This is a genomic window from Halomonas heilongjiangensis (assembly GCF_002879645.1).
Classification (GTDB): Bacteria; Pseudomonadota; Gammaproteobacteria; order Pseudomonadales; family Halomonadaceae; genus Halomonas; species Halomonas heilongjiangensis.
The window spans coordinates 21,641-46,428 of record NZ_PNRE01000093.1; the positions used below are offsets into that span (position 1 = coordinate 21,641).

General features: G+C 67.0%; 24 protein-coding genes, 3 tRNA genes and 2 rRNA genes. 10 read left to right on the top strand and 19 right to left on the bottom strand.

What is annotated here, in order from left to right; translation table 11 throughout:
- The first annotated feature begins 142 nt into the window (after positions 1-142).
- The 3 genes from C1H66_RS20090 to speA all read left to right on the top strand — a co-directional run bounded on the left by C1H66_RS20090 (position 143) and on the right by speA (position 3,448).
- Positions 143-439, top strand: a complete 297-nt coding sequence (locus C1H66_RS20090; protein WP_102629656.1) for a DUF2782 domain-containing protein — start codon at positions 143-145, stop codon at positions 437-439.
- Between the two features lie 130 nt (positions 440-569).
- Entirely contained in the window at positions 570-1,529 is a 960-nt protein-coding gene (locus C1H66_RS20095) for a homoserine kinase (RefSeq protein WP_102629657.1), read from the top strand.
- Complete coding sequence (speA, locus tag C1H66_RS20100; RefSeq protein WP_102629658.1) at positions 1,526-3,448, top strand: biosynthetic arginine decarboxylase; 1,923 nt, start codon at positions 1,526-1,528, stop codon at positions 3,446-3,448. The genes C1H66_RS20095 and speA overlap by 4 nt, the downstream gene beginning before the upstream one ends.
- A gap of 80 nt (positions 3,449-3,528) precedes the next feature.
- Here speA and C1H66_RS20105 read toward each other — a convergent pair whose 3' ends face one another.
- The 9 genes from C1H66_RS20105 to C1H66_RS20145 all read right to left on the bottom strand — a co-directional run bounded on the left by C1H66_RS20105 (position 3,529) and on the right by C1H66_RS20145 (position 10,176).
- Positions 3,529-4,194, bottom strand: a complete 666-nt coding sequence (locus tag C1H66_RS20105) for a fumarylacetoacetate hydrolase family protein (protein WP_102629659.1) — start codon at positions 4,192-4,194, stop codon at positions 3,529-3,531.
- 105 nt (positions 4,195-4,299) lie between these two features.
- Entirely contained in the window at positions 4,300-5,286 is a 987-nt protein-coding gene (gene thpD / locus C1H66_RS20110; RefSeq protein WP_102629660.1) for an ectoine hydroxylase, read from the bottom strand.
- 230 nt (positions 5,287-5,516) lie between these two features.
- Positions 5,517-5,592: transfer RNA gene (locus tag C1H66_RS20115), tRNA-Thr, on the bottom strand.
- Between the two features lie 44 nt (positions 5,593-5,636).
- Positions 5,637-5,711, bottom strand: a tRNA-Gln gene (locus C1H66_RS20120).
- 6 nt (positions 5,712-5,717) lie between these two features.
- Positions 5,718-5,793, bottom strand: a tRNA-Phe gene (locus C1H66_RS20125).
- 90 nt (positions 5,794-5,883) lie between these two features.
- Positions 5,884-6,156: an oxidative damage protection protein gene (locus C1H66_RS20130; RefSeq protein WP_102629661.1), complete on the bottom strand. Its 273-nt coding sequence runs from the start codon at positions 6,154-6,156 to the stop codon at positions 5,884-5,886.
- Between the two features lie 42 nt (positions 6,157-6,198).
- A complete protein-coding gene (gene mutY, locus C1H66_RS20135; RefSeq protein WP_102629662.1) occupies positions 6,199-7,287 on the bottom strand; it encodes an A/G-specific adenine glycosylase in 1,089 nt (362 codons plus the stop codon).
- Positions 7,288-7,369: 82 nt separating this feature from the next.
- Positions 7,370-9,727, bottom strand: a complete 2,358-nt coding sequence (locus C1H66_RS20140) for an AsmA family protein (protein WP_102629663.1) — start codon at positions 9,725-9,727, stop codon at positions 7,370-7,372.
- Entirely contained in the window at positions 9,724-10,176 is a 453-nt protein-coding gene (locus tag C1H66_RS20145; RefSeq protein WP_102629664.1) for an acetyl-CoA sensor PanZ family protein, read from the bottom strand. Before C1H66_RS20145 ends, C1H66_RS20140 begins: the two co-directional genes overlap by 4 nt.
- Before the next feature lie 195 nt (positions 10,177-10,371).
- On the opposite strand from C1H66_RS20145, the gene hisB reads away from it, so the two are divergent.
- From hisB to C1H66_RS20170, 5 genes are all read left to right on the top strand, one after another.
- Positions 10,372-10,965 (top strand): imidazoleglycerol-phosphate dehydratase HisB, encoded by a 594-nt coding sequence (gene hisB / locus C1H66_RS20150; protein ID WP_102629665.1) that lies wholly within the window; start codon positions 10,372-10,374, stop codon positions 10,963-10,965.
- A 31-nt stretch (positions 10,966-10,996) separates the two neighbouring features.
- Complete coding sequence (gene hisH / locus C1H66_RS20155) at positions 10,997-11,638, top strand: imidazole glycerol phosphate synthase subunit HisH (protein WP_102629666.1); 642 nt, start codon at positions 10,997-10,999, stop codon at positions 11,636-11,638.
- 82 nt (positions 11,639-11,720) lie between these two features.
- A complete protein-coding gene (gene hisA, locus C1H66_RS20160; protein WP_102629667.1) occupies positions 11,721-12,479 on the top strand; it encodes a 1-(5-phosphoribosyl)-5-[(5-phosphoribosylamino)methylideneamino]imidazole-4-carboxamide isomerase in 759 nt (252 codons plus the stop codon).
- Positions 12,480-12,482: 3 nt separating this feature from the next.
- Positions 12,483-13,256: an imidazole glycerol phosphate synthase subunit HisF gene (gene hisF / locus C1H66_RS20165; RefSeq protein WP_102629668.1), complete on the top strand. Its 774-nt coding sequence runs from the start codon at positions 12,483-12,485 to the stop codon at positions 13,254-13,256.
- Between the two features lie 25 nt (positions 13,257-13,281).
- A complete protein-coding gene (locus tag C1H66_RS20170; RefSeq protein ID WP_102629669.1) occupies positions 13,282-13,797 on the top strand; it encodes a hypothetical protein in 516 nt (171 codons plus the stop codon).
- Positions 13,798-13,800: 3 nt separating this feature from the next.
- On the opposite strand, the gene C1H66_RS20175 is transcribed toward C1H66_RS20170, so the two are convergent.
- Both C1H66_RS20175 and C1H66_RS20180 read right to left on the bottom strand, forming a co-directional pair.
- On the bottom strand, positions 13,801-14,391 hold the full coding sequence (locus tag C1H66_RS20175) for a YjaG family protein (protein ID WP_102629670.1): 591 nt from the start codon (positions 14,389-14,391) through the stop codon (positions 13,801-13,803).
- A gap of 51 nt (positions 14,392-14,442) precedes the next feature.
- Positions 14,443-14,736: an MGMT family protein gene (locus tag C1H66_RS20180; RefSeq protein WP_102629671.1), complete on the bottom strand. Its 294-nt coding sequence runs from the start codon at positions 14,734-14,736 to the stop codon at positions 14,443-14,445.
- 46 nt (positions 14,737-14,782) lie between these two features.
- Here C1H66_RS20180 and C1H66_RS20185 point away from each other — a divergent pair, with 46 nt between their 5' ends.
- On the top strand, positions 14,783-15,478 hold the full coding sequence (locus C1H66_RS20185) for a type 1 glutamine amidotransferase (protein ID WP_102629672.1): 696 nt from the start codon (positions 14,783-14,785) through the stop codon (positions 15,476-15,478).
- 7 nt (positions 15,479-15,485) lie between these two features.
- Here the strand turns inward: C1H66_RS20185 and mnmH are convergent, their stop codons facing one another.
- From mnmH to C1H66_RS20210, 5 genes are all read right to left on the bottom strand, one after another.
- Positions 15,486-16,586: a tRNA 2-selenouridine(34) synthase MnmH gene (gene mnmH / locus C1H66_RS20190; RefSeq protein ID WP_102629673.1), complete on the bottom strand. Its 1,101-nt coding sequence runs from the start codon at positions 16,584-16,586 to the stop codon at positions 15,486-15,488.
- Positions 16,583-17,620, bottom strand: coding sequence for a selenide, water dikinase SelD (selD, locus tag C1H66_RS20195; protein ID WP_102629674.1), 1,038 nt, complete (start codon positions 17,618-17,620; stop codon positions 16,583-16,585). The genes mnmH and selD overlap by 4 nt, the downstream gene beginning before the upstream one ends.
- Before the next feature lie 65 nt (positions 17,621-17,685).
- Positions 17,686-19,062, bottom strand: coding sequence for a DNA repair protein RadA (gene radA / locus C1H66_RS20200; protein ID WP_102629675.1), 1,377 nt, complete (start codon positions 19,060-19,062; stop codon positions 17,686-17,688).
- Positions 19,063-19,147: 85 nt separating this feature from the next.
- On the bottom strand, positions 19,148-19,600 hold the full coding sequence (locus tag C1H66_RS20205) for a copper resistance protein NlpE N-terminal domain-containing protein (protein ID WP_102629676.1): 453 nt from the start codon (positions 19,598-19,600) through the stop codon (positions 19,148-19,150).
- Positions 19,601-19,709: 109 nt separating this feature from the next.
- Complete coding sequence (locus C1H66_RS20210; protein ID WP_102629677.1) at positions 19,710-20,606, bottom strand: AEC family transporter; 897 nt, start codon at positions 20,604-20,606, stop codon at positions 19,710-19,712.
- A gap of 129 nt (positions 20,607-20,735) precedes the next feature.
- On the opposite strand from C1H66_RS20210, the gene hisC reads away from it, so the two are divergent.
- Complete coding sequence (gene hisC / locus C1H66_RS20215) at positions 20,736-21,791, top strand: histidinol-phosphate transaminase (RefSeq protein WP_102629678.1); 1,056 nt, start codon at positions 20,736-20,738, stop codon at positions 21,789-21,791.
- 42 nt (positions 21,792-21,833) lie between these two features.
- On the opposite strand, the gene C1H66_RS20220 is transcribed toward hisC, so the two are convergent.
- The 3 genes from C1H66_RS20220 to C1H66_RS20230 form a co-directional block, all read right to left on the bottom strand.
- The gene (locus C1H66_RS20220) at positions 21,834-22,631 is read right to left on the bottom strand and encodes a substrate-binding periplasmic protein (protein WP_102629679.1); all 798 of its coding nucleotides are present in this window, start codon (positions 22,629-22,631) and stop codon (positions 21,834-21,836) included.
- A 240-nt stretch (positions 22,632-22,871) separates the two neighbouring features.
- A 5S ribosomal RNA gene (rrf, locus tag C1H66_RS20225) occupies positions 22,872-22,987 on the bottom strand.
- Positions 22,988-23,068: 81 nt separating this feature from the next.
- Positions 23,069-24,788, bottom strand: a 23S ribosomal RNA gene (locus C1H66_RS20230); the annotation flags it as partial.

The window sequence follows — 24,788 nt, forward strand, 5'->3', positions numbered from 1 at the left end:
GTCTGGGCAGGGAAAGCGTGATCCTGAGCCACCATGATACGCATTGCGCGCCCCTTTTGCCGCGAACCATAGGCCGGCGGGCGGCAACGTCTTACACTGGGGGTATCGTCACTCCCTGCCGCAGGCGGCCCCGGAGGTCATCATGAAACGACTGCAACGCCCCCCCCTTACCCTGCTGCTGGCGCTGGGCCTCTCGCTCGCCCTCGCGGGCCCGGCGCTGGCCCAGTCCGCCGCCGATGTGGAGCCGGATATCACCATCCGTCAGGAGGAGGATCGCACCATCCGCGAATACCGGGTCAACGGCGAGCTCTACGCCATCGAGATCCGCCCCGCCCGTGGCCCCTCCTACTACCTGGTGGACCACGACGGCGACGGCAACTTCGAGCGCCAGGAGGGCGACCGGATCGCCGTCCCGCAATGGATACTGCACACCTTCTGACCACTCCCCGCCGGGGGCGGGGCTCCCGGCGGATGCCGACACCGACGACCACGATCTGCTACTCTCGGGTGCGTGCATCGCACTGCCAAGTCGCTACAATAGGCGGCTTGGCAATCCGGGTGAGAGACACATGGCCGTATTCACACCACTTGGCGACGCACAGGTCGCGGAATTCCTGAACCGCTTCGATGCCGGGTCGCTGGTCTCCCTGGAAGGCGTACCCGCCGGCACCGAGAACACCACCTTCTTCGTCACCACCGACCGCCGCGAGCTGGTCCTGACCCTGTTCGAACAGGGCGAGCACGAGGAACTGCCGTTCTTCGTCGAGCTGCTCGACTACCTGGACGAGCACCGCCTGCCGGTCCCCGGCCCGCTGCACGATCGTGACGGCATCGCCCTGCACAGCCTGGCCGGCAAGCCGGCGCTGCTGTTTCCTCGCCTGCCCGGCAAACACCCCAAGGCCCCCAACCTGGCGCAGTGCCGGGCGCTCGGTGACGCCCTGGGCCGCATGCACCTGGTGTCGCAGCGCTTCCCCGGCCACCGTCCCAATCCGCGCGACCTGCACTGGCTGCTGCCGATGCATCACCGCGTGCTGGTCTACCTGTCGCCGGAAGACCAGACCCTGATGAAGGACGAGGTCGAGATCTACCAGGGCTTCTTCGGCAACGCTCCGGAACTGCCCCAGGGGGCCCTGCACGGCGACCTGTTCCGCGACAATACCCTCTTCGAGGGCGATCGCCTGGGGGGCATCATCGACTTCTACAACGGCTGCACCGGCGACCTGCTGTTCGACCTGGCCATCGTCATCAACGACTGGGCCACCGAGGCGGACGGCCGGCTGAATGTCGAGCGCCACGACGCCATCCTTCGCGCCTACCAGGCACGCCGCCCGCTCACCTGCGTGGAGCGCGATGCCTGGCCGATGATGCTGCGCATGACCGCCCTGCGCTACTGGCTGTCGCGGCTGCTGGTGGTCTATGTCGATCCCCCGGCCCATGACCTCACGCCCCACGATCCGGAACAGTTTCGAGCCATCCTGCTGGCGCGCCTCGAGCTTGGCGCCCTGCCACTTCCAGAGGTGAATGCATGAGCCTGCCCATCGGCAGCACCAGCGGCCCGGCGCAGCGCGCCCGGCGTACCTGGAACATCGACCAGTGGGGCAGTGGCTATTTCGATGTCGACGACAGTGGCCACGCCCTGGTGCGCCCCCTGGGCAGCGAGGCCGAGGGCCCGGCCCTGCCGCTGGACGACCTGGTCGCCGAGCTGAAGCGCGCCGGCCTGCGCCTGCCGGTGCTGGTGCGCTTCACCGACATCCTCCACGACCGGGTCGAGCAGCTCTGTGCCGCCTTCGACGCGGCCATGGCGGAGGAGGCCTTCGAGGGGGGCTACACCGCCGTCTACCCGATCAAGGTCAACCAGCAGCGACGGGTGGTGGAGGAGATCCTCGCCACCCAGGAGCGCGGCCATGGCCGGGTGGGGCTCGAGGCCGGCAGCAAGCCGGAGCTGCTCGCCGTGCTGGCGCTCTCCGGCGACGGCTCCTCGCTGATCGTCTGCAACGGTTACAAGGACCGCGAGTACGTACGCCTGGCGCTGATGGGCGAGAAACTCGGCCATCGGGTCTATCTGGTCGTGGAGAAGCTCTCGGAGCTGCCGCTGATCCTCGAGGAAGCCGAACGCATCGGCGTCAAGCCGCGCATCGGGGTGCGCGCGCGCCTGGCCTCGGTGGGACGTGGCCGCTGGCAGAACACCGGCGGCGAGAAGTCCAAGTTCGGACTCACCGCCAGCCAGATCCTCGAGGTCGTGGAGCGGCTGCGCGAGGCCGATGCCCTGGCCAGCCTGCAACTGGTCCACTTCCACCTGGGCTCGCAGATCGCCAACATCCGTGACATCCAGCGCGGCCTGCGCGAGTGTGCTCGCTTCTATCAGAGCCTGGTGGCGCTGGGCGCCCCGGTGGATACCGTGGACGTGGGCGGCGGCCTGGGCGTCGACTACGAGGGCACCCGCTCACGCAGCTTCTGCTCGGCCAACTACTCGATGCTGGAGTACGCCCGCAACGTGGTCTATGCCTTCAACCAGGCCTGCCAGGAGCAGGACCTGCCCCCGCCGCACCTGATCAGCGAATCGGGCCGCGCGCTGACCGCCCACCACGCGGTACTGATCACCAACGTGATCGGCGAGGAGCGGGTGAGTGAGCGGGCCCCCGAGCGCCGCGTCGAGGGCGACCCCCAGGTCGACGAGCTGTGGCGGGTCCACGACCTGCTGAGCACCTCCCCCGAGCCCCGGGGACTGGTGGAGGCCTGGCACGACCTGGTGCACGCCATGGGTGAGCTGCATGAACGCTTCGTCATCGGCATGGCCGACATCGAGGCCCGCGCCGAGGGAGAAGGCGCCTACTTCGCCGCCTGCGCCCTGCTGCGCGAGCGGCTCGACACCCGCAACCGCGTCCATCGCGAGATCGCGGACGAGCTGGCCGAGAAACTCGCCGACAAGCTGTTCGTCAACTTCTCGCTGTTCCAGTCGGTCCCCGATGTGTGGGGCATCCAGCAGATCTTCCCGGTACTGCCGTTGACCGGCCTCGACCGGGAACCCGAGCGCCGCGGGGTGATCCAGGACATCACCTGCGACAGCGACGGCCGTATCGACGGCTATGTCGACGGCCAGGGGGTCGAGACCACCCTGCCGCTGCCGGAGTGGCAGGAGGGCGAGGAGAAGCTGCTGGGCTTCTTCATGGTCGGTGCCTACCAGGAGATCCTCGGCGACCTGCACAACCTGTTCGGTGACACCGACTCCGCGGACGCCGCCCTGGACGAGCAGGGCGGCTGGTCGATCAGTCAGATCCAGCAAGGGGATCGGGTCGCCGATGTGCTCGGCTACGTGAACTTCGATGCCGGCATCCTGCGTGACCGCCTGGCCGAGCAGCTCGCGGCCAGCGGCCTCAGCGAGACCGAGCAGCAGCATTTCCTCGACGACCTCTCCGCCGGACTCGAGGGCTACACCTACCTGGAGTAGTCAGGGCGCGCCCGGCCCGAACGCGACGATGCCCCCGCGGCGTGGCTGCGGGGGCATCGTCGTGTCGGGGTTCAGCCCACTCAATCGATGACGCGCGTGGCCACCTCCAGCCCGCCGGTGAGCGTGAAGCGAAGCTCGACGCCCCGGGGCAGCGGCCCCACGCCGGCCGGGGTGCCGGTCAGCACCACGTCGCCCGGCTGCAGGGTGAAATGGCGGCTCATCTCCGCCACCAGGGTCGCCACCGGGAACAGCATGTCGGAGCCCTCACCGTGCTGCCGCTGTTCCCCGTCGATCTCCAGGGTGAACGTCAGGGCGCTCCAGTTGGGCACCTGGGTGAGCGGCAGGAAGGCCGATAGCGGGCAGGCGCCGTCGAAGGCCTTGGCGATTTCCCAGGGATGGCCCTTCTCCTTGAGGCGGGTCTGGATATCACGCAGCGTCAGGTCCAGCGCCAGCCCGATGCCGACCACTGCCCGTTCGGCCTCGTCAGCGGTGGCGTGGGACAGCTCCTCGCCGATCAGCAGCGCCAACTCCGTCTCGTAGTGCACTTCGCCCCGAGAGAAGGGCGCATCCAACGGCTCCTCGAGGGCCACGGCGCTGGTTGCCGGCTTGATGAACAGCAGGGGCTCGCTGGGCACCGGGTTGTCCAGCTCCCTGGCGTGATCGGCATAGTTGCGGCCAACACAGACGATCTTGCCGAGCGCATGGGGAAACTCCTGGCCATCGGTGAAACGTGGAACAAAGCGCATGGCGGGTCTTCTCCTTCTCATGATGCGTGCCGCTTCTCGACGACAGGCATCACAGTCTACCCCACCTGCGGCGCGGGTCCACACTCCGGAGCCGGGCGGGTCGCCTCAGGCCCGTGGCGACCACTCCTCGTCCGGTGCGTGGGCCAGGAAGCCCGGCCGCCGCCGGCGTGCCGCAAAGGGCTCCACACACCGATTATCGCGACGATTGTAGACGAAGAAGACGTTGCTGCGCGGATCCGGCGACATGTTGGCGTTGGAGCCGTGCAGGGTGTTGCAGTCGAACAGCAGCAGCCCGCCGCCGGCCCCGGTGGGCGCCTCGATGCCGTGGCGCTCGATCAGCCGGGTCAGCACCTCGCGGCTCGGCACGCCGATCTCCTGGGTCTTCAGCGACTGCTTGTGGTGGTCGTCCGGCGTCGCGCCGAGGCAGGGCACGAAGACCCGGTGCGAGCCCGGGATCAGCATCAGCGGCCCGTTGAAGTGGTGGTTGTCGGTGAGCACGATGGAGGCGCTCACCGCATGCATGGCCGGCATGCCGTCCTCGGCGTGCCAGGTCTCGAAGTCCGAGTGCCAGTTGAAGCCCTTGCCCTCGAAGCCGGGCTTGTAGTTGATCCGCGACTGGTGCACATAGGCGTCGCCGCCGAGGATCTGGCGGGCGCGCCCCATCAGTCGCTCGTCGTGGGCCAGGCGCGAGAACAGCCGGGAGAGGATGTGCACCGCGAACAGCGAACGGATCTCCTTGCCCTGGGGCTCGGTAATGCTGAAGTCGCGGCCACGAAAGTCCTCGCGGGCCAGCAGCGCCTTCAGCTCCCGACGCAGCTCGGAGAGCTCGTCGCCGCTGATGAAGCCGGGCTCGAACAGGAAGCCCTGGCGCTCGAACGCGTCGAGCTGCGCCTGGCTCAGGGGACCGTCCTCGGCACGCCCCTTGACCACCGGCTCGCGGCGGCTGAGCCAGGGCATGTCCAGTGGCTCGGCGAGCCGGGTGGGATAGGGATCCTGGCCATGGCGTGGTGCGCCCTTCACCCGGCTGATGGGCTCGGGAGCGTCGCCGATGGTATGGAAGAGGGTCTGGTTGGACGATGTCTGCACTGACATCTGAATCACCTCCTGTGAATCCGTGATCAGTCTCAGTTCGAACTCGTTGTGACGGCGTAACCGCCGTGGCGACCCCGACAGGGGTCTGCGTGAAGTGAGGTGGTGGTACCCGGCAGGGGTTTCAAGGCCGGCGACGACTCCCGGTGGAGAGCCGGGGGACAAAGACGCAAAAACCGCCTCGATGGGCGGTTTTCATATACTGCAACTCGTTGCTTGTCCCGACGTCTTGATGGTGCCGGCACCAGGAGTCGAACCCGGGACCTACTGATTACAAGTCAGTTGCTCTACCAACTGAGCTATGCCGGCTCGGGACCGACGCGCACGAATGCAGGATCGGAAAAGGGTTGGCGTGGCTGGGGTACCAGGATTCGAACCTGGGAATGCCGATACCAAAAACCGGTGCCTTACCACTTGGCGATACCCCAGCAGTGTGGTGGCCAGAGACGGAATCGAACCGCCGACACGGGGATTTTCAATCCCCTGCTCTACCGACTGAGCTATCTGGCCGCTGCCAACGGGGCGTATTAAACCCCAAGGGGCCGTTTTCGTCAACCCCTTCCGTTTCAAAAAGATGGCGTACAGGACTCGGCCATTGGGTCACTCCCCGCGGGGCACATAGCCCTCCGCCTGGTCGGTCTCGCGGTTGTCGAGGAAGCGTTCCATCTGCTCCATCAGATACTCCCGGGAGGCCGGATCGAGCATGTTGAGGTGCTTCTCGTTGATCAGTCGGGTCTGCAATGCCTGCCACTCCTCCCAGGCCTGCTTCGACACGCTGGCCTGGATCTCCTGGCCCTTCTTGCCGGGCAGGGGGGGAAACGGCAGGGCCTCGAGCTCCTGCTGGTACTTGCGACAGAACACGGTCTGGCTCATCGGGCGTTCTCCTCGGGGTGGGGGCGTAAGACAGGGGGGTGGTCAGGGGCCGGTGAGCGGCGTAAGCGCAAAGGGCGCAAGCGACGTCAGCAGCGACTTCACCGGGGCCGCCAGTCCGATGCTGTCCGGCTCCCGGGGATCGTACCAGCGACGGGCCTCACCCACCGAATCGAGGACGCCGATCCGCGCCGGCTGCGGGGTGATCTCCAGGCGAAAGTGGCTGAAGACATGGGTAAAGGGCGTCCAGCCGGGCTCGAGTTCGGCAGCGGGGGCATGGGCATCGAGCCAGGCCCGCAGGGAGGCGTCATCGTCGAACTGGGGCAGGCTCCAGAGCCCGCCCCACAGGCCGCTGGAGGGGCGCTGCTCGAGCAGTACCCGGTCCCGTTCATCGCGCAGCAGCAGCATGAGGGTGGTCCGTGTGGGCAGCGCCCTCTTCGGTTTCGACTCGGGGAAGCGCCGCTCCTCGCCCCGGGCGCGGGCCACGCAGACATCATCGAAGGGGCAGCGCTCGCAGTCGGGACGACCACGGCGACAGAGGGTCGCCCCCAGGTCCATCATCGCCTGGGTATAGTCGGCGAGCCGCGCGTGCGGGGTGTAGTACTCGGCCAGGGCCCAGAGGCGGCGCTCCACCGCCGGGCGGCCCGGCCAGCCCGCCACCGCATGCAGCCGGGTCAGGCTGCGCTTGACGTTGCCATCGAGGATCACCGCCCGCCGGCCACTGCTCTGGCTGATGATGGCACCGGCCGTGGAGTGGCCGATGCCGGGCAGGGCGGCCAGCGCCTCGAGCTCCAGCGGCAGCTCGCCACCATGCGCCTCCATCACTAGCCGGGCGGCCTTGTGCAGGTTGCGGCCGCGGGCATAGTAGCCGAGCCCCGTCCACAGGTGCAGCACCTCGTCCTGCTCGGCCGCGGCCAGCGAGGCGATGTCGGGGAAGCGCGCCATGAAGCGTTCGAAATAGGGGATCACCGTGGTGACCTGGGTCTGCTGCAGCATGATCTCCGAGACCCAGACCCGGTAGGGCGTCCGCTGCTGCTGCCAGGGCAGGTCATGGCGGCCGTGGTCGTCGAACCAGGTCAGCAGGCGCTGCTGGAAGACGTCAGCCGGCAGCACGGGCGTCGGCATCTCCTTCATGGCGATTCCTTGCAGGAAAAGAAACGGCAGGCGAAAAAAAGCGCCGACTCGGGGTCGGCGCAGGGACTGGCTTGCTTGATGCTCAATTGAGCAGACCACGCAGCGCGTCACGAAGTTCCTCGCCCGAGCCCTCGCCGAGGCGCTCATCGAGGCGTTCGATGGCGCCCTCGAGTCGCCGCTCGACCTCCTCGCCGGCACGGCGGGTGGCCTCGTCGCGCAGCAGCTCGGCCACCGCGCCCTGGAAGGCCTCGCGGTCGAAGCGGCACCAGTCGCTGCTGTCCTCGCCCAGGCTGCCCTCGCAGCGCACCGGGAAGGGCACTCGCTCCAGTCGCGGATTGACGTTGCACGCCGCATCGGCGGTGTCGACGAAACGTGCCGCGGCCCGCAGGTCGAAGCGCTCGTTGACCAGATCGAGCTGGCCCTCGCCACCCAGCTCGATGCCGGGGATGGTGACCCGCAGGTCATCGCTGTGGAGGGTACCGTCGCGGAGTTCGAAGGTGGCCTCGGCACGGTCGAAGCGGGTATCCGGATGCCAGTCGCGAGTGCTCTCCTCGCCTTCCAGGGTGGCTACCGCCATGCACAGCTCGCGGGAGACGTTGACCTCGAGGATCGCGCCCTCCTCGATACGCGCGGCGAGGGGGCCGTTGAGGCGGCGCTGCAGTTCCGGCCAGGTATTGCCGCGGGAGGTCAGCTCCCCTTCACCACTGAACCGCCCGCGCAGCGGTGCCGGCTCCTCGCCGAGCGCCTCGAGCAGGGAGTCGATGCGCACCCGGGAGAATCGTGGCGCCAGTGCCCAGCTCAGCGGTTCGTCACGAACCCCGAGCTCGCCGCTGGCCGCCAGGTTGCCGTCGTAGAAGGCCGAGTCGAACGAGACCAGACGCACTCGACCGTCGCTGCCGGTGAGCGCGAGGTTCACGTCACTGAAGTCGAGCCCCATCAGGCGCAGCTCCCCGAGACTGAGCTTGCCATCGAGGTCGAGCGCCGCCAGCCACTCGGCCGGCACCAGGGTGCCGGGCTCGTCGGCATGGGCCCGTTGGATGCCCGGCACGCCTCGCAGCGAAGCACTCTCGGCCGCCGGCTCCGCCGGCGGCAGGTAGGCGTCCAGATCCAGGCTGTCGCCCTGCAGGTCGAAATCGAGCAGACGACCATCGAACCCGGCCGCCAAATGCCCGGTCAAGGTGCTGTCGTCCAGCACCAGGGTCAGCCCGGTCAGCTCGAGTCGCTCCAGGTCACCCTGCAGGGGACTGGTCAGGCCCACGTCGGAGAGCGCCGAGTCGCTGGCCATCGTCGGCATCATGTCCAGCCGGGCGAGCCAGGGACGCAACGACAGCGGTGCCAGGCTCAGCTGGCCGCTATAGGAGGGGGCATCGAGCAGCTGGCTCAGGTTCAGGCTGCCGCTGAGTCGCAGGCCGTCCTCACCGGTCAGCTCCAGCTCTCGCAGTTGGGCGGTCTGCTCGGCCAGGTCGGCCTCCAGCTTGAAGTCCAGCGACAGCGGCAGGCGCTTCTCGCCGAGGCTCGGATGCAGCAGGCTGGCATCGAGCCGGCCCTCGTCCAGGCGCAGCCGCCGGCCCTCCACGTCGGCCACCAGCTCACGACTCTGCAGGTTGGCCTGCTGCTCCCCCTCGATACCGGCCAGTCGGCTGGTGGTGTTGAGGGTCAGGTCCTCCAGCACATAGCGCCCGTCGGCCAGACCCAGGCTGATCCTGCTCTCGAGGGAGACGTCGCTGGCCAATCGAGCCGGGCGCTCCCTCTCCCGCCAGTTCAGGGCGTCGTGAGCGGCGAGTCGGAAGGTCGTCCTGAGAGAGAAGGGCCGGTTGGGGTTGACGTTGCTGCCGGTGACGTTGAGCCCCTCGAACAGCACCTCCTGGCCGGCCTGGAGATCGCGGAAGCGGACCTCACCCTCGCGTAGCTGCACGCTGGCAATGTTCAGGGCCACGTCCAGGTTGCTACCGCCATCGGTGCTGTCGGGGGCGGGACCGGCGCTGGCCGGCGCCAGTGCTCCTTCGGCGGCTTCGCGACGCTCGGCGAGGCGCTCGAGCAGCACCTCCCAGTTGCCGCGTCCCGCCTCGTCGCGCTCCAGGTTGAGCCGTAGGCCGTCGAGCATCAGGCCATCGATGGCGATCTCGCCGCGCAGCAGGGGGGCGAAGGAGAGGCTCACCTCGGCACGACGGAAGGCGGCGAAGGAGTCCTCCTCCGCGGTCTCCTGATCGGGCAGCCAGGCCTCGGCCTTCTCGACGCTCACCCCGAGCCGCGGGTAGAAGGACCAGGTCAGCGGTCCTTCCAGCGACAGCTCGAGGCCGCTCTGCTCGCGTACCACCTCGATCAGGCGGGGCTTGAGGTCGTCGGGGTCGAAGAAGGTGGTGACGTAGACCACCGCCCCGACCACCACCAGGGCGAGGATGCCGATGGCCGCCAGCAAGGTGCGCAACAGCCGTTTCATTGCTGGTCTCCCCGTCCCGTAAGGTTCAGTTCGAAGTAGTCCCCGGCCCGGGTCAGCCGATAGCCGAGCCGGGCGAGCAGCATCTGGTCGGCCACCGGCAGCTGTGACGAGGGGGCGCGCAGCTTGCGCCCCTCGACCAGCGCCGACTCACCGACCAGCGCCAGCAGCCGCGACCCCACGCCGCGCCGGCGGGTGGTCTTGCGCACGCAGCAGTGCGACAGCCACCAGGCCTCGCCGTCGTCCTCCACCGCCACGGCGCCGATCAGGCGATCGTTGAAGCGCGCGCAGAAGAAGAAGTGGCTGGCCGCCAGGTGCTCGCGAATGAAATCGGCCACGGGCAGCGGCAGACGCTCGGCGGGGGCATCGGCATAGATGCGGGCGAGGTCGGATCGCGCCTGGGCATCCGCTTCCCAGGTGGCCCGGTCGACGGGGTGGAGTGTCACCGGCATGCTTGGATCTCCCTGAGCCGGGGTGGCGAGACTCGCCACCGCTGAATTGGGCGCATTGTAGCGGATGGGGTGGGCGATTCTCTATAATGGCAGGCTCGCGGCGACAGGCACAGCAGTCCCTTCGCCCATTCGCTTCTCGGCCCGGTGCCTGGCACCGGCCCAATCCGATATGCGCCCCGGCGCTGGAGACCCTACATGTCCGAGCGTATCGCCACGGTCACCCGCGACACCCGGGAGACCCAGATCACCGTCACCGTCAACCTCGACGGCGAGGGTCGCCTGACCTGCGAGACCGGCGTGCCCTTTCTCGACCACATGCTCGACCAGGTGGCACGCCACGGCCTGATCGACCTGGAGATCGAGGCGGTCGGCGACCTGCATATCGATGACCATCACACCGTCGAGGACCTCGGCATCACCCTGGGCCAGGCCTTCGATCAGGCGATCGGCGACAAGCTCGGCATCCGTCGCTATGGTCATGCCTATGTGCCCCTGGACGAGGCCCTGTCGCGGGTCGTGGTAGACTTCTCCGGCCGCCCGGGCCTGTTCATGGATGTGGAGTTCACCCGCGCCGCCATCGGCCGCCTCGATACCCAGCTGTTCTGGGAGTTCTTCCAGGGCTTCGTCAACCATGCCCGGGTCACCCTGCACATCGACAACCTCAAGGGCTTCAATGCCCACCACCAGGCGGAAACCATCTTCAAGGCCTTCGGCCGCGCGCTGCGCATGGCCGTCGAGCCGGACCCGCGCATGGCCGGTCAGATGCCCTCCACCAAGGGCTGCCTCTGAACCCGGCCGGCGATCACACGAGGAGCGCCCCATGACCATTGCCGTCATCGACTACGGAATGGGCAACCTGCATTCCGTTGCCAAGGCACTGGAGCACGTCACCCATGAGCACGTGATCGTGACCCGCGACGCGCGCTGCATCCGCGGTGCCACCCGACTGGTGCTGCCGGGCCAGGGGGCCATTCGCGACTGCATGGGCGAGCTCGAGCGCACCGAGCTGCGCGGACTGGTGGAAGAGCTGCTCGCCCGGCAAGCCAAGCCGCTGCTGGGTATCTGCGTGGGTCAGCAGATGCTGCTCGATCACAGCGAGGAGAATCACGGCATCAACTGCCTGGGGTTCCTGCCCGGCGAGGTGAAACGTTTTCCTGTCGACATGCGAGACGACCGCGGGCAGCGGCTCAAGGTCCCCCACATGGGCTGGAACCTGGTGCACCAGCACCACGATCATCCGCTGTGGTCCGGGATCGACCAGGACGAGCACTTCTACTTCGTGCACAGCTACTATGTCGAGGCGGCGGAAGACGCCACGGTGTTCGGCACCACCGACTACGGCCGGATAAGCGCCCATGTGGCCATCGGCCGCGATGCCACCTTCGCCGTGCAGTTCCACCCCGAGAAGAGCTCACGCGCCGGCCTCAAGCTGCTGGAAAACTTCGTACAATGGACGCCCTGAACGGCGCCACACCCTACAGGCGCCCGCGGCTGCGCCCCTCTTCCTGCAGGCGCCCGCGGCTGGGCCAACCGAGGACACTGACATGCTGGTAATTCCCGCCATCGACCTCAAGGACGGCAAGTGCGTCCGCCTCAGGCAGGGCCGGATGGACGACGCCACCACCTACGGCGACGACCCCGTGGCCATGGCCGCCCGCTGGGTCGAGGCCGGCGCACGCCGGCTGCACCTGGTCGACCTCAACGGCGCCTTCGAGGGCGCCCCGGTCAACGGCGAGGCCGTCACCGCCATCGCCCGGGCCTGGCCGGAACTGCCGATCCAGATCGGCGGCGGCATCCGCAGCGCCCAGACCATCGAGCACTACCTCGCCGCCGGCGTCTCTTACGTGATCATCGGCACCAAGGCGGTGAAGGAGCCCGACTTCGTCGGCGAGATGTGCCGCGCCTTCCCCGGCCACGTGATCGTCGGCCTCGACGCCCGTGACGGCTATGTGGCCACCGACGGCTGGGCCGAGGTCTCGTCGGTGAAGGCCACCGACCTGGCCAAGCGCTTCGCCGACGATGGCGTCTCCAGCATCGTCTACACCGACATCGCCCGCGACGGCATGATGTCCGGCGTCAACGTCGAGGCCACCGCCCAGCTCGCCCGCGAGGGCGGCCTGCCGGTGATCGCCTCGGGCGGGGTGACCGACCTCGACGACCTGCGCGCCCTGATCGCCGCCGGTGAGCCCGGCATTCTCGGTGCCATCACCGGCCGTGCCATCTACGAGGGCTCGCTGGACGTGGCCGAGGGCCAGCGACTGTGCGACGAACTCACTGCAGGGCTCAAGCGAGCCGGGAGCTGAATCATGGGACTGGCCAAGCGCATCATTCCCTGCCTGGACGTGGACGCCGGCCGCGTGGTCAAGGGCGTCAACTTCATCGGCATCCGCGACGCCGGTGATCCCGTGGAGATCGCCCAGCGCTACAACCAGCAGGGGGCCGACGAGATCACCTTCCTCGACATCACGGCGAGCCACGAGGACCGCGACACCACCGTGGAAATGGTCGAGCGCATCGCCGGCGAGGTGTTCATCCCGCTGACCGTGGGCGGCGGCATTCGTACCTGCGACGACATCCGCACCATGCTCAATGCGGGGGCGGACAAGGTGTCGATCAACACCGCGGCGGTGAACAACCCCGACTTCGTGCGCGAGGCCGCCGAACGCTTCGGCAGCCAGTGCATCGTGGTGGCCATCGACGCCAAGCGGGTATCCGGGGAAGGCGAACCCCTGCGCTGGGAGATCTTCACCCACGGCGGGCGTCGCCCCACCGGCTTGGACGCGGTCGAATGGGCGAAAAAGATGGTCGAATACGGCGCCGGGGAGCTGCTGCTCACCAGCATGGACCGGGACGGCACCAAGGTCGGCTTCGACCTGGGCGTGACCCGTGCCATCTCGGAGGCGGTGACCGTACCGGTGATCGCCTCCGGCGGCGTCGGCAACCTCGACCACCTGGTCGAGGGCGTGCTCGAGGGCGGTGCCGATGCGGTGCTCGCCGCCAGCATCTTCCACTTCGGCGAATACACCATCCCCGAGGCCAAGCGCTACATGGCCGAACGCGGTATCGAGATGCGCCTCTGACGAGCATCCGGGAGAATTGGATACGATGCAATCACCATGGAAGGCGGCGACAGGCGGCGTCATGGCCCTGGCGCTGGCGGCGGCGGGGCCGGTCGCTGCCGAAGAAGGGTCGAGCTGGCCCCCCAAGCCGGAGCTGAGCCATGTGCTGGTGCAGACCAGCCTCTACACACACCACCACAGCCCCGACCCGGAGCATACCAACCAGCAGGACCTGGTCAGCGTCGAGCTGCACAATCCGCAGCGCTGGCTGACCGGGGCGGCGTGGTTCAAGAACTCCTTCGACCAGGACTCCCTCTATCTCTATGTGGGCCGGGAGTTTCCCTTCTGGAAGCCCGCCGAGTCGGTCACCTTTCGCGCCAAGCTCACCGCCGGTGCCCTCCACGGCTACCGCGGCGAGTACCGCGACAAGATCCCCTTCAATCGCTACGAGATCGCCCCGGCGGCACTGCCCAGCGTCGGCGTGCAGTGGGGACGCGTCGAGTCCGACCTGATCCTGTTCGGCACCGCCGGCCTGTTGGTGACCGCCGGCGTACGCTTCTAGGGCCTAGTCCATCGACAGGCCCAGATTGCTGACGCCACCGTTGCGCCCCAGGCGGCGCAGCAGCTTGACCGCGTCGCGATCGAGCGAGCCTTCGACCGCCTCGAGTACCGCATCCTGGAAGTCGTTCTCGTCGGCCATCAGCGGATGATCGCGCACCAGCGCGGCCAGCCGCCCGGCATCCTCCTCGCCCTCGGTGAGCTCGATAAAGGCGCGCACGCCGCCCTTCGAGGTGCGACTGACCTCGAGCACCGCCTCGGGAGCCTCGCCACGCAGGGTGTCGAGCAGCGCCGAGAGCGCCACCACCGCCTCCAGGGCCCGCCGGGCGCCGAAGCTGTCATCGTCCGCCGGTGGCTCGAGCTCGGCCAGCTTCTCGGCCTGGCGCTCGAAGTCGATCTTCGCGTCATGCACCACCAGCCGCTCCCAGACCAGGTCGAGGATCACCCGCCACCCATGCGGGTCACCGTACCCGCTCGTCTGGGCATAGAGAACGTAATTGGGCAGCAGCCGCTCGCACAGCACCGCCATGAAGGCCTGCTGCCGTCGCGGCTCGAGTCGCTGCAACCGCTGGTGGAAGCCGCCGGAAGCCTGGCTCATGGAGTCTCCTCGCTGATCGGTTGTCTCATGTCTGGATGGCAGCGCTCGGCCTCAGGGCCAGAGCCGCTCGGCGTCGACCCGGCCGCGCACATCGAAGGCCACGCCCTCGGCGATCAGCAGGTCGCGCTGGGTCCGCGCACCGCCATGATCGGCGAGCCGGCGGGAGGCACTGATCACCCGATGCCAGGGCAACCCGTGTCCATCCGGCAAGCGCCGCAGCGCCGCCCCCACCATGCGCGGAGTGGCCCCGTCGGTCATCGCGGCGATGCCTCCATAGGTGGTCACCCGCCCCGGAGGGATCGCCGCCACGATGGTGTAGATCTGTTCCTCCAGCTCCCGCTTCATGTACCCTTTCGCTCCACTGCGTCCACCCATCGATGGCGAGGCTTCCATGCACCTTCACCTGCTTCAGCACAGTCCCCACCATGGTCCGGCCCGGCTGGCCGACTGGCTGACCAGCATGGGACACAGCTATACGATCTTCCACCTCGATGCGGGGGAGCTGCCGCCCCGGCTGGCCGACTGCGACGCCCTGGTCGTGCTCGACGGGCCCATGGGCAGCGGCGACGATGCCGAACACCCCTGGCTCCGGCGAGAGCGCAAGCTGGTCGAGCAGGCCCTCGACGGCAGCAAGCCGCTGCTGGGCATCGGCCTGGGCGCGAAGCTGATCGCCTCGGCGTTGGGTGCCGTGGTCGCGGCGGGCACCTTCGCCGAGACCGGCTGGCATCGGGTCGATTTGGCTCCCGACAGCCCCTTCGACCTGCCGGAGCAGTTCGACGCCTTCATGTGGCACCGCGATGTCTTCGGGCTACCCGACGACAGCCAGCCCCTGGGCGGCAGTGCGGCGAGCCCGGTGCAGGGGTTCGCCTGGGATGCCGGCCGGGTGGTCGGCCTGCTCTGCCACCTGGAGGCGACCCCGGATAGCGTGACCGCGCTGCTCGACCACCAGGCCCCACCCGCTGGCTGCGACACCAGCCCCCATACCCAGCCGCGCGAGGCCATGCTCGACGAGCCGAAGCGGTTCGACCTGCTCGCCCCGCTGCTCGATCGCGTCCTCAGCCAATGGCTGCGCAGCGTCCCGGCCTGAGGCGGCCTCAGGCCGGCTGCTTGGCCTCGACTGCCCAGGCCCTGGCCGCCTCGAGGCAACTCTCCCAGTCCCCCACGTGGAGGAAGCGCTGCTCGGGATGCTTCTCCAACTGGTGGCGGTACATGGGGTCGTAGTATTCGGTGAGCAGCGGGGCCAGCCACGCCTCGTGGGCCTGGCGGTTGCCGCGCTCGTGCTCGCGGAAGGCGAGCGCCTGCAACCGCTGCAGCCTGGCCAGCCGAGCACTGCCCAGGCGTTTCCTGAGCCGCGCCAGGGAGCCGGCGAGCTGCTTGCGCATCAACGCCCAGCCCAGCCACTCGCCGAACTGCTGGCGATGCACCTCCCACAAATCGTCGATGTAGTCCTTGTGGATCTGCACGAGTCGCCAGTCCAGGGGCATCTCCACCCGCAGCCGTGGGGCGGACTCCATGGCCCGCCAGAAAGTCAGTGGAATGTTGGCGGCCCCGATGTGACGGGACTCGTCCTCGACGACCAGCGGCCCCGGCAGATCCAGCAGGCGTAGCCCCATGGCGTGCTCGAAGTCGATCTGGGAGGGCGCCGGCAACGGGTGCCGCCCGAAGGCGGAGCCCTTATGGCGGGCACACCCCTCAAGGTCGAGCCCATTGCCGAGCGCGCGGATCAGCGCCGTCTTGGCGCAGCCGGTCAGCCCGCCCACCACCAGCAGCGGCTGCTCGGCGGCGGCATCGATCCGCGCGCAGAGCGCCTGGCGCATCGCCTTCCAGCCCCCGCGGATGCGCGGGCGCTCGAGGCCGGCATCCATCAGCCATTGTTGGGCGACCTGCGAGCGCAACCCGCCGCGAAAGCAGTAGATGATGGCGTCGGGGTGGGACTCGAGCAGGCGGCGCCAGGCGGCGACCCTGGCCGCCTTGATCCCGTTGCGAACCAGCCGCTCGCCGAGGTCGATGGCGGCCTGCTGACCGTGCTGCTTGTAGGCGATGCCGACCAGGTGACGCTCCTCGTCGTCCATCAGCGGCAGGTTGACGGCGCCGGGCAGTGCCCCCTGGGCGAACTCGACCGGGGCACGCACGTCGATCAGCATGCGCCCTTCCCGCAGTAGCGCGAGGTCCGGCTCGACCAGCGGCAGGCTCATCCACGCACCTCGATCAGCGCCTCACCCGTGGCGGCGATGATCTCGCCGAAGGGCACGAGCTCGATGCCGTGGGCACGGCCGATGCGCTCGACGTCATCCTCCCAGGAGGGATGCACCGACAGCAGCAGTCCCCCCGAGGTCTGGGGGTCGCAGAGCCACTGCCAGTGCGCCTCGTCCATGGCCGGCAGCGACGTGCCCAGCGCCTCCCGGTTACGCCGGGTGCCCCCCGGCACCGCCCCCTGGCGGCGATAGGCCTCGGCCTCGACCAGGCGCGGCAGGCGACGGAAGTCGATCCGCGCGGCCACGCCGCTGGCCGCGCACACTTCGGCCAGGTGGCCCGCCAGGCCGAAGCCGGTGACATCGGTCATGGCGTTCACGCCCTTGACCGTTGCCAGCTCCATGCCAATGGCGTTGGACTTGAGCATGGTCTCGCGAGCCAGCCCCCGGTGGTCGACATCGAGCAGGCCCTGCTTCTCGGCGGTGGTCAGCATGCCCACGCCCAGTGGCTTGGTCAGGAACAGCAGGTCGCCCACCTGAGCCCCCTTGTTGAGCTTGAGGTGGGCGAGATCCACCAGGCCGTTGACCGCCAGGCCGAAGATCGGCTCCGGGGCATCGATGGAGTGGCCGCCGGCCAGTGCCAGCCCCAGCTCGCGGCACACCGCCTGGGCGCCGGCTACTACGTCACCGGCCACCTCCGGCCCCAGCTTGTCCAGCGGCCAGCCCAGGATGCCGAGTGCCAGCACCGGCTGGCCACCCATGGCATAGACGTCGCTGATGGCATTGGTGGCGGCGATGCGGCCGAAGTCGAAGGGATCATCGACGATGGGCATGAAGAAATCGGTGGTAGCGATCATGCCGCGCCCGTCACCCAGGTCGTAGACGGCGGCATCCTCTCGCCCCTGGTTGCCGACGATCAGCCGCGAGTGACTGGCGCCCGGCCCGGCCTTGGCCAGGATGCCGTCGAGTACGTCGGGGGCGATCTTGCAGCCACAGCCAGCCCCGTGGCTGTACTGAGTCAGGCGGATGGCGCTCATCTCGTTCTCCTAGGCAATTGTTACCGGCATTCTACAACATGAGGGCGCGCCCTTCGGGGCTCGTCTCACAGCACTTCCAGGGCATCGGCCAGCTTGTCCACCACCACCACTTCCATGCCCTCGGGGGGACGCCTGGGGGCATTGGCACGCGGCACGATGGCTCGCCTGAAGCCGTGCTTGGCGGCCTCGACGATGCGCTCCTGTCCGCTGGGCACCGGGCGGATCTCGCCGGAGAGCCCCACCTCGCCGAACACCACCAGCTCGCGAGCCAGGGGGCGATTCTGCAGGCTGGAGACCACCGCCAGCAGCACCGCGAGGTCGGCACTGGTCTCCAGCACCTTGACCCCACCGACCACGTTGAGAAAGACGTCCTGGTCGCCGGTGAACAGGCCACCGTGGCGATGCAGCACCGCCAGCAGCATCGCCAGGCGGTTCTGGTCCAGGCCCACGGCGACCCGGCGCGGATTGCCGAGCGCCGAGTCGTCGAGTAACGCCTGTACCTCCACCAGGATCGGTCGCGTGCCCTCCCAGACCACCATCACCAGGCTGCCGGAGGCTTGCTCCTCGCCCCGCGACAGGAAGATGGCGCTGGGATTCTTCACCTCCTTGAGGCCGTGCTCGAGCATGGCGAACACCCCCAGCTCGTTGACCGCCCCGAAGCGGTTCTTCTGGCCCCGAAGGGTGCGGAATCGCGAGTCGGCCCCGCCCTCGAGCAGCAGCGAGGCATCGATCATGTGCTCGAGCACCTTGGGGCCGGCCAGGGTGCCATCCTTGGTCACGTGGCCCACCAGCAGCAGTACGGTATTCGACTGCTTGGCGAAGCGCGTCATGGCCGCCGCGGACTCACGCACCTGGGCCACGCCACCGGGCGCCGACGAGATGTCCTCCAGGTGCATGGTCTGGATGGAGTCGATCACCAGTATCTCCGGGCGCTCGCGCTCGGCCACGGCGAGAATCGTCTCGACACTGGTCTCGGCCAGCATCTTGAGCCCCCGGGTGGGCAGTTGCAGGCGGTGGGCGCGCATCGCCACCTGGGAGAGCGACTCCTCGCCGGTGACGTAGAGGACACGGCGTCCCTGGGCCAGCTTGCAGGCGGTCTGCAACAGCAGGGTCGACTTGCCCGCCCCGGGGTTGCCGCCCAGCAGCACGGCCGAACCCGGTACCAGGCCGCCCCCCAATACCCGGTCGAACTCCTCGAAGGTCGAGGAGAGCCGCGGGACTTCGGCGAGATCGACGTTGGCCAGGTCGACCACCTCGCGCGACAGACCGCCGGCATAGCCCCCACGACCGGCACCGGTGGCCACGCCGGCGCCGGGCCGCGCCACCGCCAGGCGCACTTCGCTCAGGGTGTTCCATTCCTGGCAGCTGCTGCACTGCCCCTGCCACTTGCGGTATTCGGCACCGCACTCGGTGCAGACGAAGGCGCTTTTCGCTTTGGCCATGCGCTGCTCTCTATTGGCGTGTCGTGTCCATTCTAACGCAGGAGGGCGGCCCGCAGGCCGCCCTCCCGAATCGCTGCTCCGGCAATCACTGACGCTGCAACTGCAGCATCTCGTTGTTCTGGAAGCGGCGGCGCTGGGGATCGATCAACTCCAGCGTCCGGTCGTCGACACGCAGGAAATAGTAGATCTGGCCCTCGCCGTCCGGCGTCAGTTCGTAGACGGTGGCATCCGGATCCGCAGCAGTGCCGCCGAGTACCTCCCAGTTGCCGGCATAGTTCTCGTCCGGCGGATTCTGCGGGTGCTCCCGGTAGGTGGCCTGGAGGGAGAAGGTGCGCTCCTCCGCTGCCGACTGCTCGTCACCGGTCAGCCGCACGTCGAGATCGATCCCATCACAGTTACGGCACGGCAGGGTGCCCTGGTAGACCACCTCGGTGTCGTCCATTTCGGGTGCCGCAGCACGATCGTCGGTCGGGCCGGCGGCACAACCGGCCAGCAGGGCGAGCAAGGCCGAGCCGGCCAGCAAGGTCCTGATTTGCATTTTAGTCCTCCTAACCAAAGGGCATGACGCCGTTAGCCACGGCAGCCTGAGTGACAGCATAACCTCTCACGTCATCAGCGGACAGTCTCCCGCGCCGGGGGTTCCCCGGTCATGACGCGCCGGAATGCACGTGGGCGAACACCACGGCCAGTACCACCGGTATCACCACCAGGCTGCCCAGGTTGCCGATCAGCACGAGCGAAGCCACCTTGTGCGGCTCCTGACGGTACTGCTCGGCCACCAGATAGTTGAGCACCGCCGGCGGTAGTGCGGCAAACACCCACAGTGCCGCGGCCTGGAGTCCATCGAGGCCGAGCAGCCACACCAGCGGCGCCGCCAGCACCAGGCCGGAGAACGGACAGAGCAGGGCACCGAGCAACCCGGTCTTCCAGTCGCCGAAGTCGATGTCCAGCATCCTCACCCCCAGGGCGAAGAGCAGCAGCGGAATGCAGACCCCTCCCAGCATGTGCAGCGCCTCCAGCAGCCAGCCCGGCAACGGCACACCCGCCAGGTTGACGCCCAGGCCGGCGATGCTGGCCAGCACGATGGGCATCCGCAGCAGTCGCCAGAGCGGCGTCTGCGGGCTGAGCATGTAGAGCCCCACCGAGAAGTGCAGCAGCATCTCGACGATGAACAACACCACCGCCGCCGGTAGCGCCGCCTCGCCGAAGGCCAGCAGCAACAGCGGGATCCCCATGTTGCCCGAGTTGTTGAACATCATCGGCGGCAGGAAGGTCTTCGGCTCCAGACGCAACCATTTCACCAGCGGCCAGAGCAGCAACCCCGACCCCAGCACCACCACCGCCCCGGCCAGGGCCAGGCCGACATACTCCTCCAGCGGTGCCTGCCCGTCGGCGAGCACCGCGAATACCAGCATGGGCACGAACAGCTCCATGTTGAGGGTATTCATGCCGCGAATATCGGGGGTGCGGTAGCGACCGTAGAGGGTCCCACAGCCGGCGATCAGGAATACCGGCAGCAGGGTGGCGAGGATCTGGGCCGTCATGTTGGGATCCAGTGGATTCGGATACGCGAAAATGGGCACCAGCCTAGCATGCCGGCGGCTTGCGCGGTCACGCTGCGCGCGTCACCATGACTGGAGTCCATCCAACCCGAGCCACCCGAGCGAGTGACCATGAGCAAGTTCTGGAGCCCCGTGGTTCGCGAACTGACGCCCTATGTACCCGGCGAGCAGCCCCGTGAACGCCTGATCAAGCTGAACACCAACGAGAATCCCTACCCCCCGGCACCCGGCGTCGGGGCGGTGCTGCGCGACTTCCCCACGGACCATCTGCGGCTCTACCCCGATCCCGAGTCACGAGCCCTGCGCCAGGCGCTTGCTCGAGAGCTCGGCGTGACGGTGGAGGAAGTCTTCGTCGGCAATGGCTCCGATGAAGTCCTCGCGCTGGCCTTCCACGCCTTCTTCTGTCAGGCAAGGCCGTTGGCGATGCCCGACATCACCTACAGCTTCTATCCCGTCTACTGCAGACTGTATGGCATCGAGCGCCGCACCCACGCCCTCGACGACCAGTGGCAGGTGGACCTGGAGGCCTTCGGCCCCGACTGCGGCGGCGTGATCTTCGCCAATCCCAATGCCCCCACCGGCCATGGCCATGGCCGCGACGCCATTGCCGGGCTGCTCGAGCGCGTCACCGAGTCGGTGGTGCTGGTGGACGAGGCCTATGTGGATTTCGGCGGCGAGAGCGCCGTGCCGCTGGTCGCGCGTTACCCCAACCTGCTGGTCACCGGCACCTTCTCCAAATCACGCAGCCTGGCTGGGATACGCCTGGGCTACGCGGTGGGCTCACCCGAGCTGATCGAGGGGCTCGAGCGCGTCAAGGACTCCTTCAACTCCTACCCCATCGACAGCCTGGCCAGCGCCATCGGCATTGCCGCACTGGAAGACAGGGAGCACTTCGAGGCTTGCCGCGAGAAGGTGATCACCACCCGGGAGCGGACGCGACGGCGCCTGGCAGATCTCGGCTTCGAGGCACTACCATCGCAGACCAACTTCATCCTGGCGCGCCATTCCGAATTCGACGCCGCCCAGCTGTTTGTCGGGCTGCGCGAGCGCGGCATTCTGGTACGCCACTTCGGCAGCGACGCCCTGCGTGACTTCCTGCGTATCTCCATCGGCACCGAGGACGAGATGAACAGCCTGATCGAGACCCTGGAAACTTTCTGCCGCTGAGGCCAGGACGGCAGCCGGTCGGCATGACCGGCTACCGCCGTCTCATCGCCAACGCTCGGTAATCCGGCGATACTCCCCCGACTCCCGAATGAGGTCGAAGCCAGTATCGAAGTCGCGCAATAGCTGCTCGGTGGTCGGGTTGTCCCGCAGGCCGACCACATACTCCTTGCTGGAGCCGAACTCCGGCAGCTTCTCGAACCGATCCTGCAGGCCCATTTCCTTGAGCACGTAGTCCCAGTTCGTTTCGTACCCCGCAAAACCATCCAGGCGCTGCCGCTCCAGCATGCGGAACCCCTGTTCGATACTGTCCAGGGGATACTTCGAGATCCCTTCCTGCACGGCCCAGGCATCGCCAAAGTTGTAGCCGCGCACCATGCCGATGGTCATGCCATCCAGGGACGACAGGCCTTGCCAGTCGATCTCCGTCTCCGGGTTGATGTAGACACGGAAGGCTGCATCGTTGATGGGCGAACGGGAATAGGAGAAGTAGGCCAGTCGCTCCGTGTTCATGCCGGTCGGATACAGCAGGTCCACGCGACCTTCCTTGACGCTGGCCATTGCCCTGGCCCAGTGGGTGACGACCAGTTCAATGGTATAGCCTTGAGCATGGAAGCTCTCGCGCAGGATGTCCCAGCTGTAGCCCTGGAATCCGACCGCATCGGAGCCGGGCGGCACCACCACTTCAGCATAGCGAGGCGCCCTATCCTCCTTGTAGAAGCCATAGGGAGGGTAGTCGAAGAGCGTGGCGATCCGCACACGCTTGTCCGCTGCCGCATGGCCCATGCCCCCGGGCATCAGCACGAACACAACCGTCAGCACTAACCAGCGTTGCCATGCCATGGTAGGCCTCCCGACACCTGCAGTGGCTCACAGCATAGACCCTGAGCAGGCCCTGGTAATCGTGATCGTTCAACCTTTCTCACCGGCTGCCACAGCCGCAGAACGAGGAAAGCCCCGGATTCATTCGAATCCGGGGCTTTCGGTATAGATGCCTGACGACCCGGGCGGCGCTCCGCTACTCTCCATGGGAGCCCCCAAAACGGCGAAGCCCCGACCAATGGCCGGGGCTTCTGAATAAATGCCTGACGATGACCTACTCTCGCATGGGGAGACCCCACACTACCATCGGCGCTGAGCGGTTTCACTACTGAGTTCGGCATGGGATCAGGTGGTTCCCGCTCGCTATGGTCGTCAGGCGAAAAACGTATGAATCATGCTGGCGCGATCGTCTCGGCGTATCCGCAATCGTCTGCGATCACAGACCTCTTGGGTGTTATATGGTCAAGCCTCACGGGCCATTAGTACCGGTTAGCTCAACGCCTTGCAGCGCTTCCACACCCGGCCTATCAACCAGCTGGTCTCGCTGGGCCCTTCAGGAGGCTCGAGGCCTCGGGGACGTCTCATCTTGAAGGAGGCTTCCCGCTTAGATGCCTTCAGCGGTTATCCTGTCCGCACATAGCTACCCGGCAATGCCACTGGCGTGACAACCGGAACACCAGAGGTGCGTCCACTCCGGTCCTCTCGTACTAGGAGCAGCTCTTCTCAAACGTCCAACGCCCACGGCAGATAGGGACCGAACTGTCTCACGACGTTCTAAACCCAGCTCGCGTACCACTTTAAATGGCGAACAGCCATACCCTTGGGACCGACTTCAGCCCCAGGATGTGATGAGCCGACATCGAGGTGCCAAACACCGCCGTCGATGTGAACTCTTGGGCGGTATCAGCCTGTTATCCCCGGAGTACCTTTTATCCGTTGAGCGATGGCCCTTCCATACAGAACCACCGGATCACTAGAACCTACTTTCGTACCTGCTCGACGTGTCTGTCTCGCAGTCAAGCACCCTTATGCTCTTGCACTCACTGCACGATTTCCAACCGTGCTGAGGGTACCTTCGTGCTCCTCCGTTACTCTTTAGGAGGAGACCGCCCCAGTCAAACTACCCACCACACACTGTCCTCGATCCGGATCACGGACCTGAGTTAGAACGCCAATGATGCCAGGCTGGTATTTCAAGGTTGGCTCCACCCGAACTGGCGTCCGGGTTTCAAAGCCTCCCAGCTATCCTACACAAGCAACATCAGCATCCAGTGTGAAGCTGTAGTAAAGGTTCACGGGGTCTTTCCGTCTAGCCGCGGGTACACAGCATCTTCACTGCGATTTCAATTTCACTGAGTCTCGGGTGGAGACAGCGTGGCCATCATTACGCCATTCGTGCAGGTCGGAACTTACCCGACAAGGAATTTCGCTACCTTAGGACCGTTATAGTTACGGCCGCCGTTTACCGGGGCTTCGATCAGGAGCTTCGCTTGCGCTAACACCATCAATTAACCTTCCGGCACCGGGCAGGCGTCACACCCTATACGTCCGCTTGCGCGTTTGCAGAGTGCTGTGTTTTTAATAAACAGTTGCAGCCACCTGGTATCTTCGACCGCCTCGTGCTCCGGCCGCGAGGGCCTTCACACTAACGCGGCGTGCCTTCTCCCGAAGTTACGGCACCATTTTGCCTAGTTCCTTCACCCGAGTTCTCTCAAGCGCCTGGGTATTCTCTACCTGACCACCTGTGTCGGTTTGGGGTACGGTCCCACATGATCTGAAGCTTAGAGGCTTTTCCTGGAAGCGTGGCATCGATGACTTCGGCACCGTAGTGCCTTCGTCTCGCCTCTCGGCCTGGGGATCCCGGATTTGCCAAAGATCCCAGCCTACCGGCTTTCACCAGGACAACCAACGCCTGGCCCACCTAGCCTTCTTCGTCCCCCCATCGCAACCATGTGAGGTACGGGAATATTGACCCGTTTCCCATCGACTACGCCTTTCGGCCTCGCCTTAGGGGCCGACTCACTCTGCTCCGATTAGCGTCGAACAGAAACCCTTGGTCTTCCGGCGGGGGAGTTTTTCACTCCCCTTGTCGTTACTCATGTCAGCATTCGCACTCGTGATACCTCCAGCAAGCCTCTCGACTCACCTTCGTCGGCTTACACGACGCTCCTCTACCGC

Excerpts from the sequence above, each read along its gene's own strand:
- C1H66_RS20090 (WP_102629656.1), top strand. The coding sequence starts at position 143 with ATGAAACGACTGCAACGCCCCCCCCTTACCCTGCTGCTGGCGCTGGGC.
- C1H66_RS20095 (WP_102629657.1), top strand. The coding sequence starts at position 570 with ATGGCCGTATTCACACCACTTGGCGACGCACAGGTCGCGGAATTCCTG.
- speA (WP_102629658.1), top strand. The coding sequence starts at position 1,526 with ATGAGCCTGCCCATCGGCAGCACCAGCGGCCCGGCGCAGCGCGCCCGG.
- C1H66_RS20105 (WP_102629659.1), bottom strand. The coding sequence starts at position 4,194 with ATGCGCTTTGTTCCACGTTTCACCGATGGCCAGGAGTTTCCCCATGCG.
- thpD (WP_102629660.1), bottom strand. The coding sequence starts at position 5,286 with ATGTCAGTGCAGACATCGTCCAACCAGACCCTCTTCCATACCATCGGC.
- C1H66_RS20130 (WP_102629661.1), bottom strand. The coding sequence starts at position 6,156 with ATGAGCCAGACCGTGTTCTGTCGCAAGTACCAGCAGGAGCTCGAGGCC.
- mutY (WP_102629662.1), bottom strand. The coding sequence starts at position 7,287 with ATGAAGGAGATGCCGACGCCCGTGCTGCCGGCTGACGTCTTCCAGCAG.
- C1H66_RS20140 (WP_102629663.1), bottom strand. The coding sequence starts at position 9,727 with ATGAAACGGCTGTTGCGCACCTTGCTGGCGGCCATCGGCATCCTCGCC.
- C1H66_RS20145 (WP_102629664.1), bottom strand. The coding sequence starts at position 10,176 with ATGCCGGTGACACTCCACCCCGTCGACCGGGCCACCTGGGAAGCGGAT.
- hisB (WP_102629665.1), top strand. The coding sequence starts at position 10,372 with ATGTCCGAGCGTATCGCCACGGTCACCCGCGACACCCGGGAGACCCAG.
- hisH (WP_102629666.1), top strand. The coding sequence starts at position 10,997 with ATGACCATTGCCGTCATCGACTACGGAATGGGCAACCTGCATTCCGTT.
- hisA (WP_102629667.1), top strand. The coding sequence starts at position 11,721 with ATGCTGGTAATTCCCGCCATCGACCTCAAGGACGGCAAGTGCGTCCGC.
- hisF (WP_102629668.1), top strand. The coding sequence starts at position 12,483 with ATGGGACTGGCCAAGCGCATCATTCCCTGCCTGGACGTGGACGCCGGC.
- C1H66_RS20170 (WP_102629669.1), top strand. The coding sequence starts at position 13,282 with ATGCAATCACCATGGAAGGCGGCGACAGGCGGCGTCATGGCCCTGGCG.
- C1H66_RS20175 (WP_102629670.1), bottom strand. The coding sequence starts at position 14,391 with ATGAGCCAGGCTTCCGGCGGCTTCCACCAGCGGTTGCAGCGACTCGAG.
- C1H66_RS20180 (WP_102629671.1), bottom strand. The coding sequence starts at position 14,736 with ATGAAGCGGGAGCTGGAGGAACAGATCTACACCATCGTGGCGGCGATC.
- C1H66_RS20185 (WP_102629672.1), top strand. The coding sequence starts at position 14,783 with ATGCACCTTCACCTGCTTCAGCACAGTCCCCACCATGGTCCGGCCCGG.
- mnmH (WP_102629673.1), bottom strand. The coding sequence starts at position 16,586 with ATGAGCCTGCCGCTGGTCGAGCCGGACCTCGCGCTACTGCGGGAAGGG.
- selD (WP_102629674.1), bottom strand. The coding sequence starts at position 17,620 with ATGAGCGCCATCCGCCTGACTCAGTACAGCCACGGGGCTGGCTGTGGC.
- radA (WP_102629675.1), bottom strand. The coding sequence starts at position 19,062 with ATGGCCAAAGCGAAAAGCGCCTTCGTCTGCACCGAGTGCGGTGCCGAA.
- C1H66_RS20205 (WP_102629676.1), bottom strand. The coding sequence starts at position 19,600 with ATGCAAATCAGGACCTTGCTGGCCGGCTCGGCCTTGCTCGCCCTGCTG.
- C1H66_RS20210 (WP_102629677.1), bottom strand. The coding sequence starts at position 20,606 with ATGACGGCCCAGATCCTCGCCACCCTGCTGCCGGTATTCCTGATCGCC.
- hisC (WP_102629678.1), top strand. The coding sequence starts at position 20,736 with ATGAGCAAGTTCTGGAGCCCCGTGGTTCGCGAACTGACGCCCTATGTA.
- C1H66_RS20220 (WP_102629679.1), bottom strand. The coding sequence starts at position 22,631 with ATGGCATGGCAACGCTGGTTAGTGCTGACGGTTGTGTTCGTGCTGATG.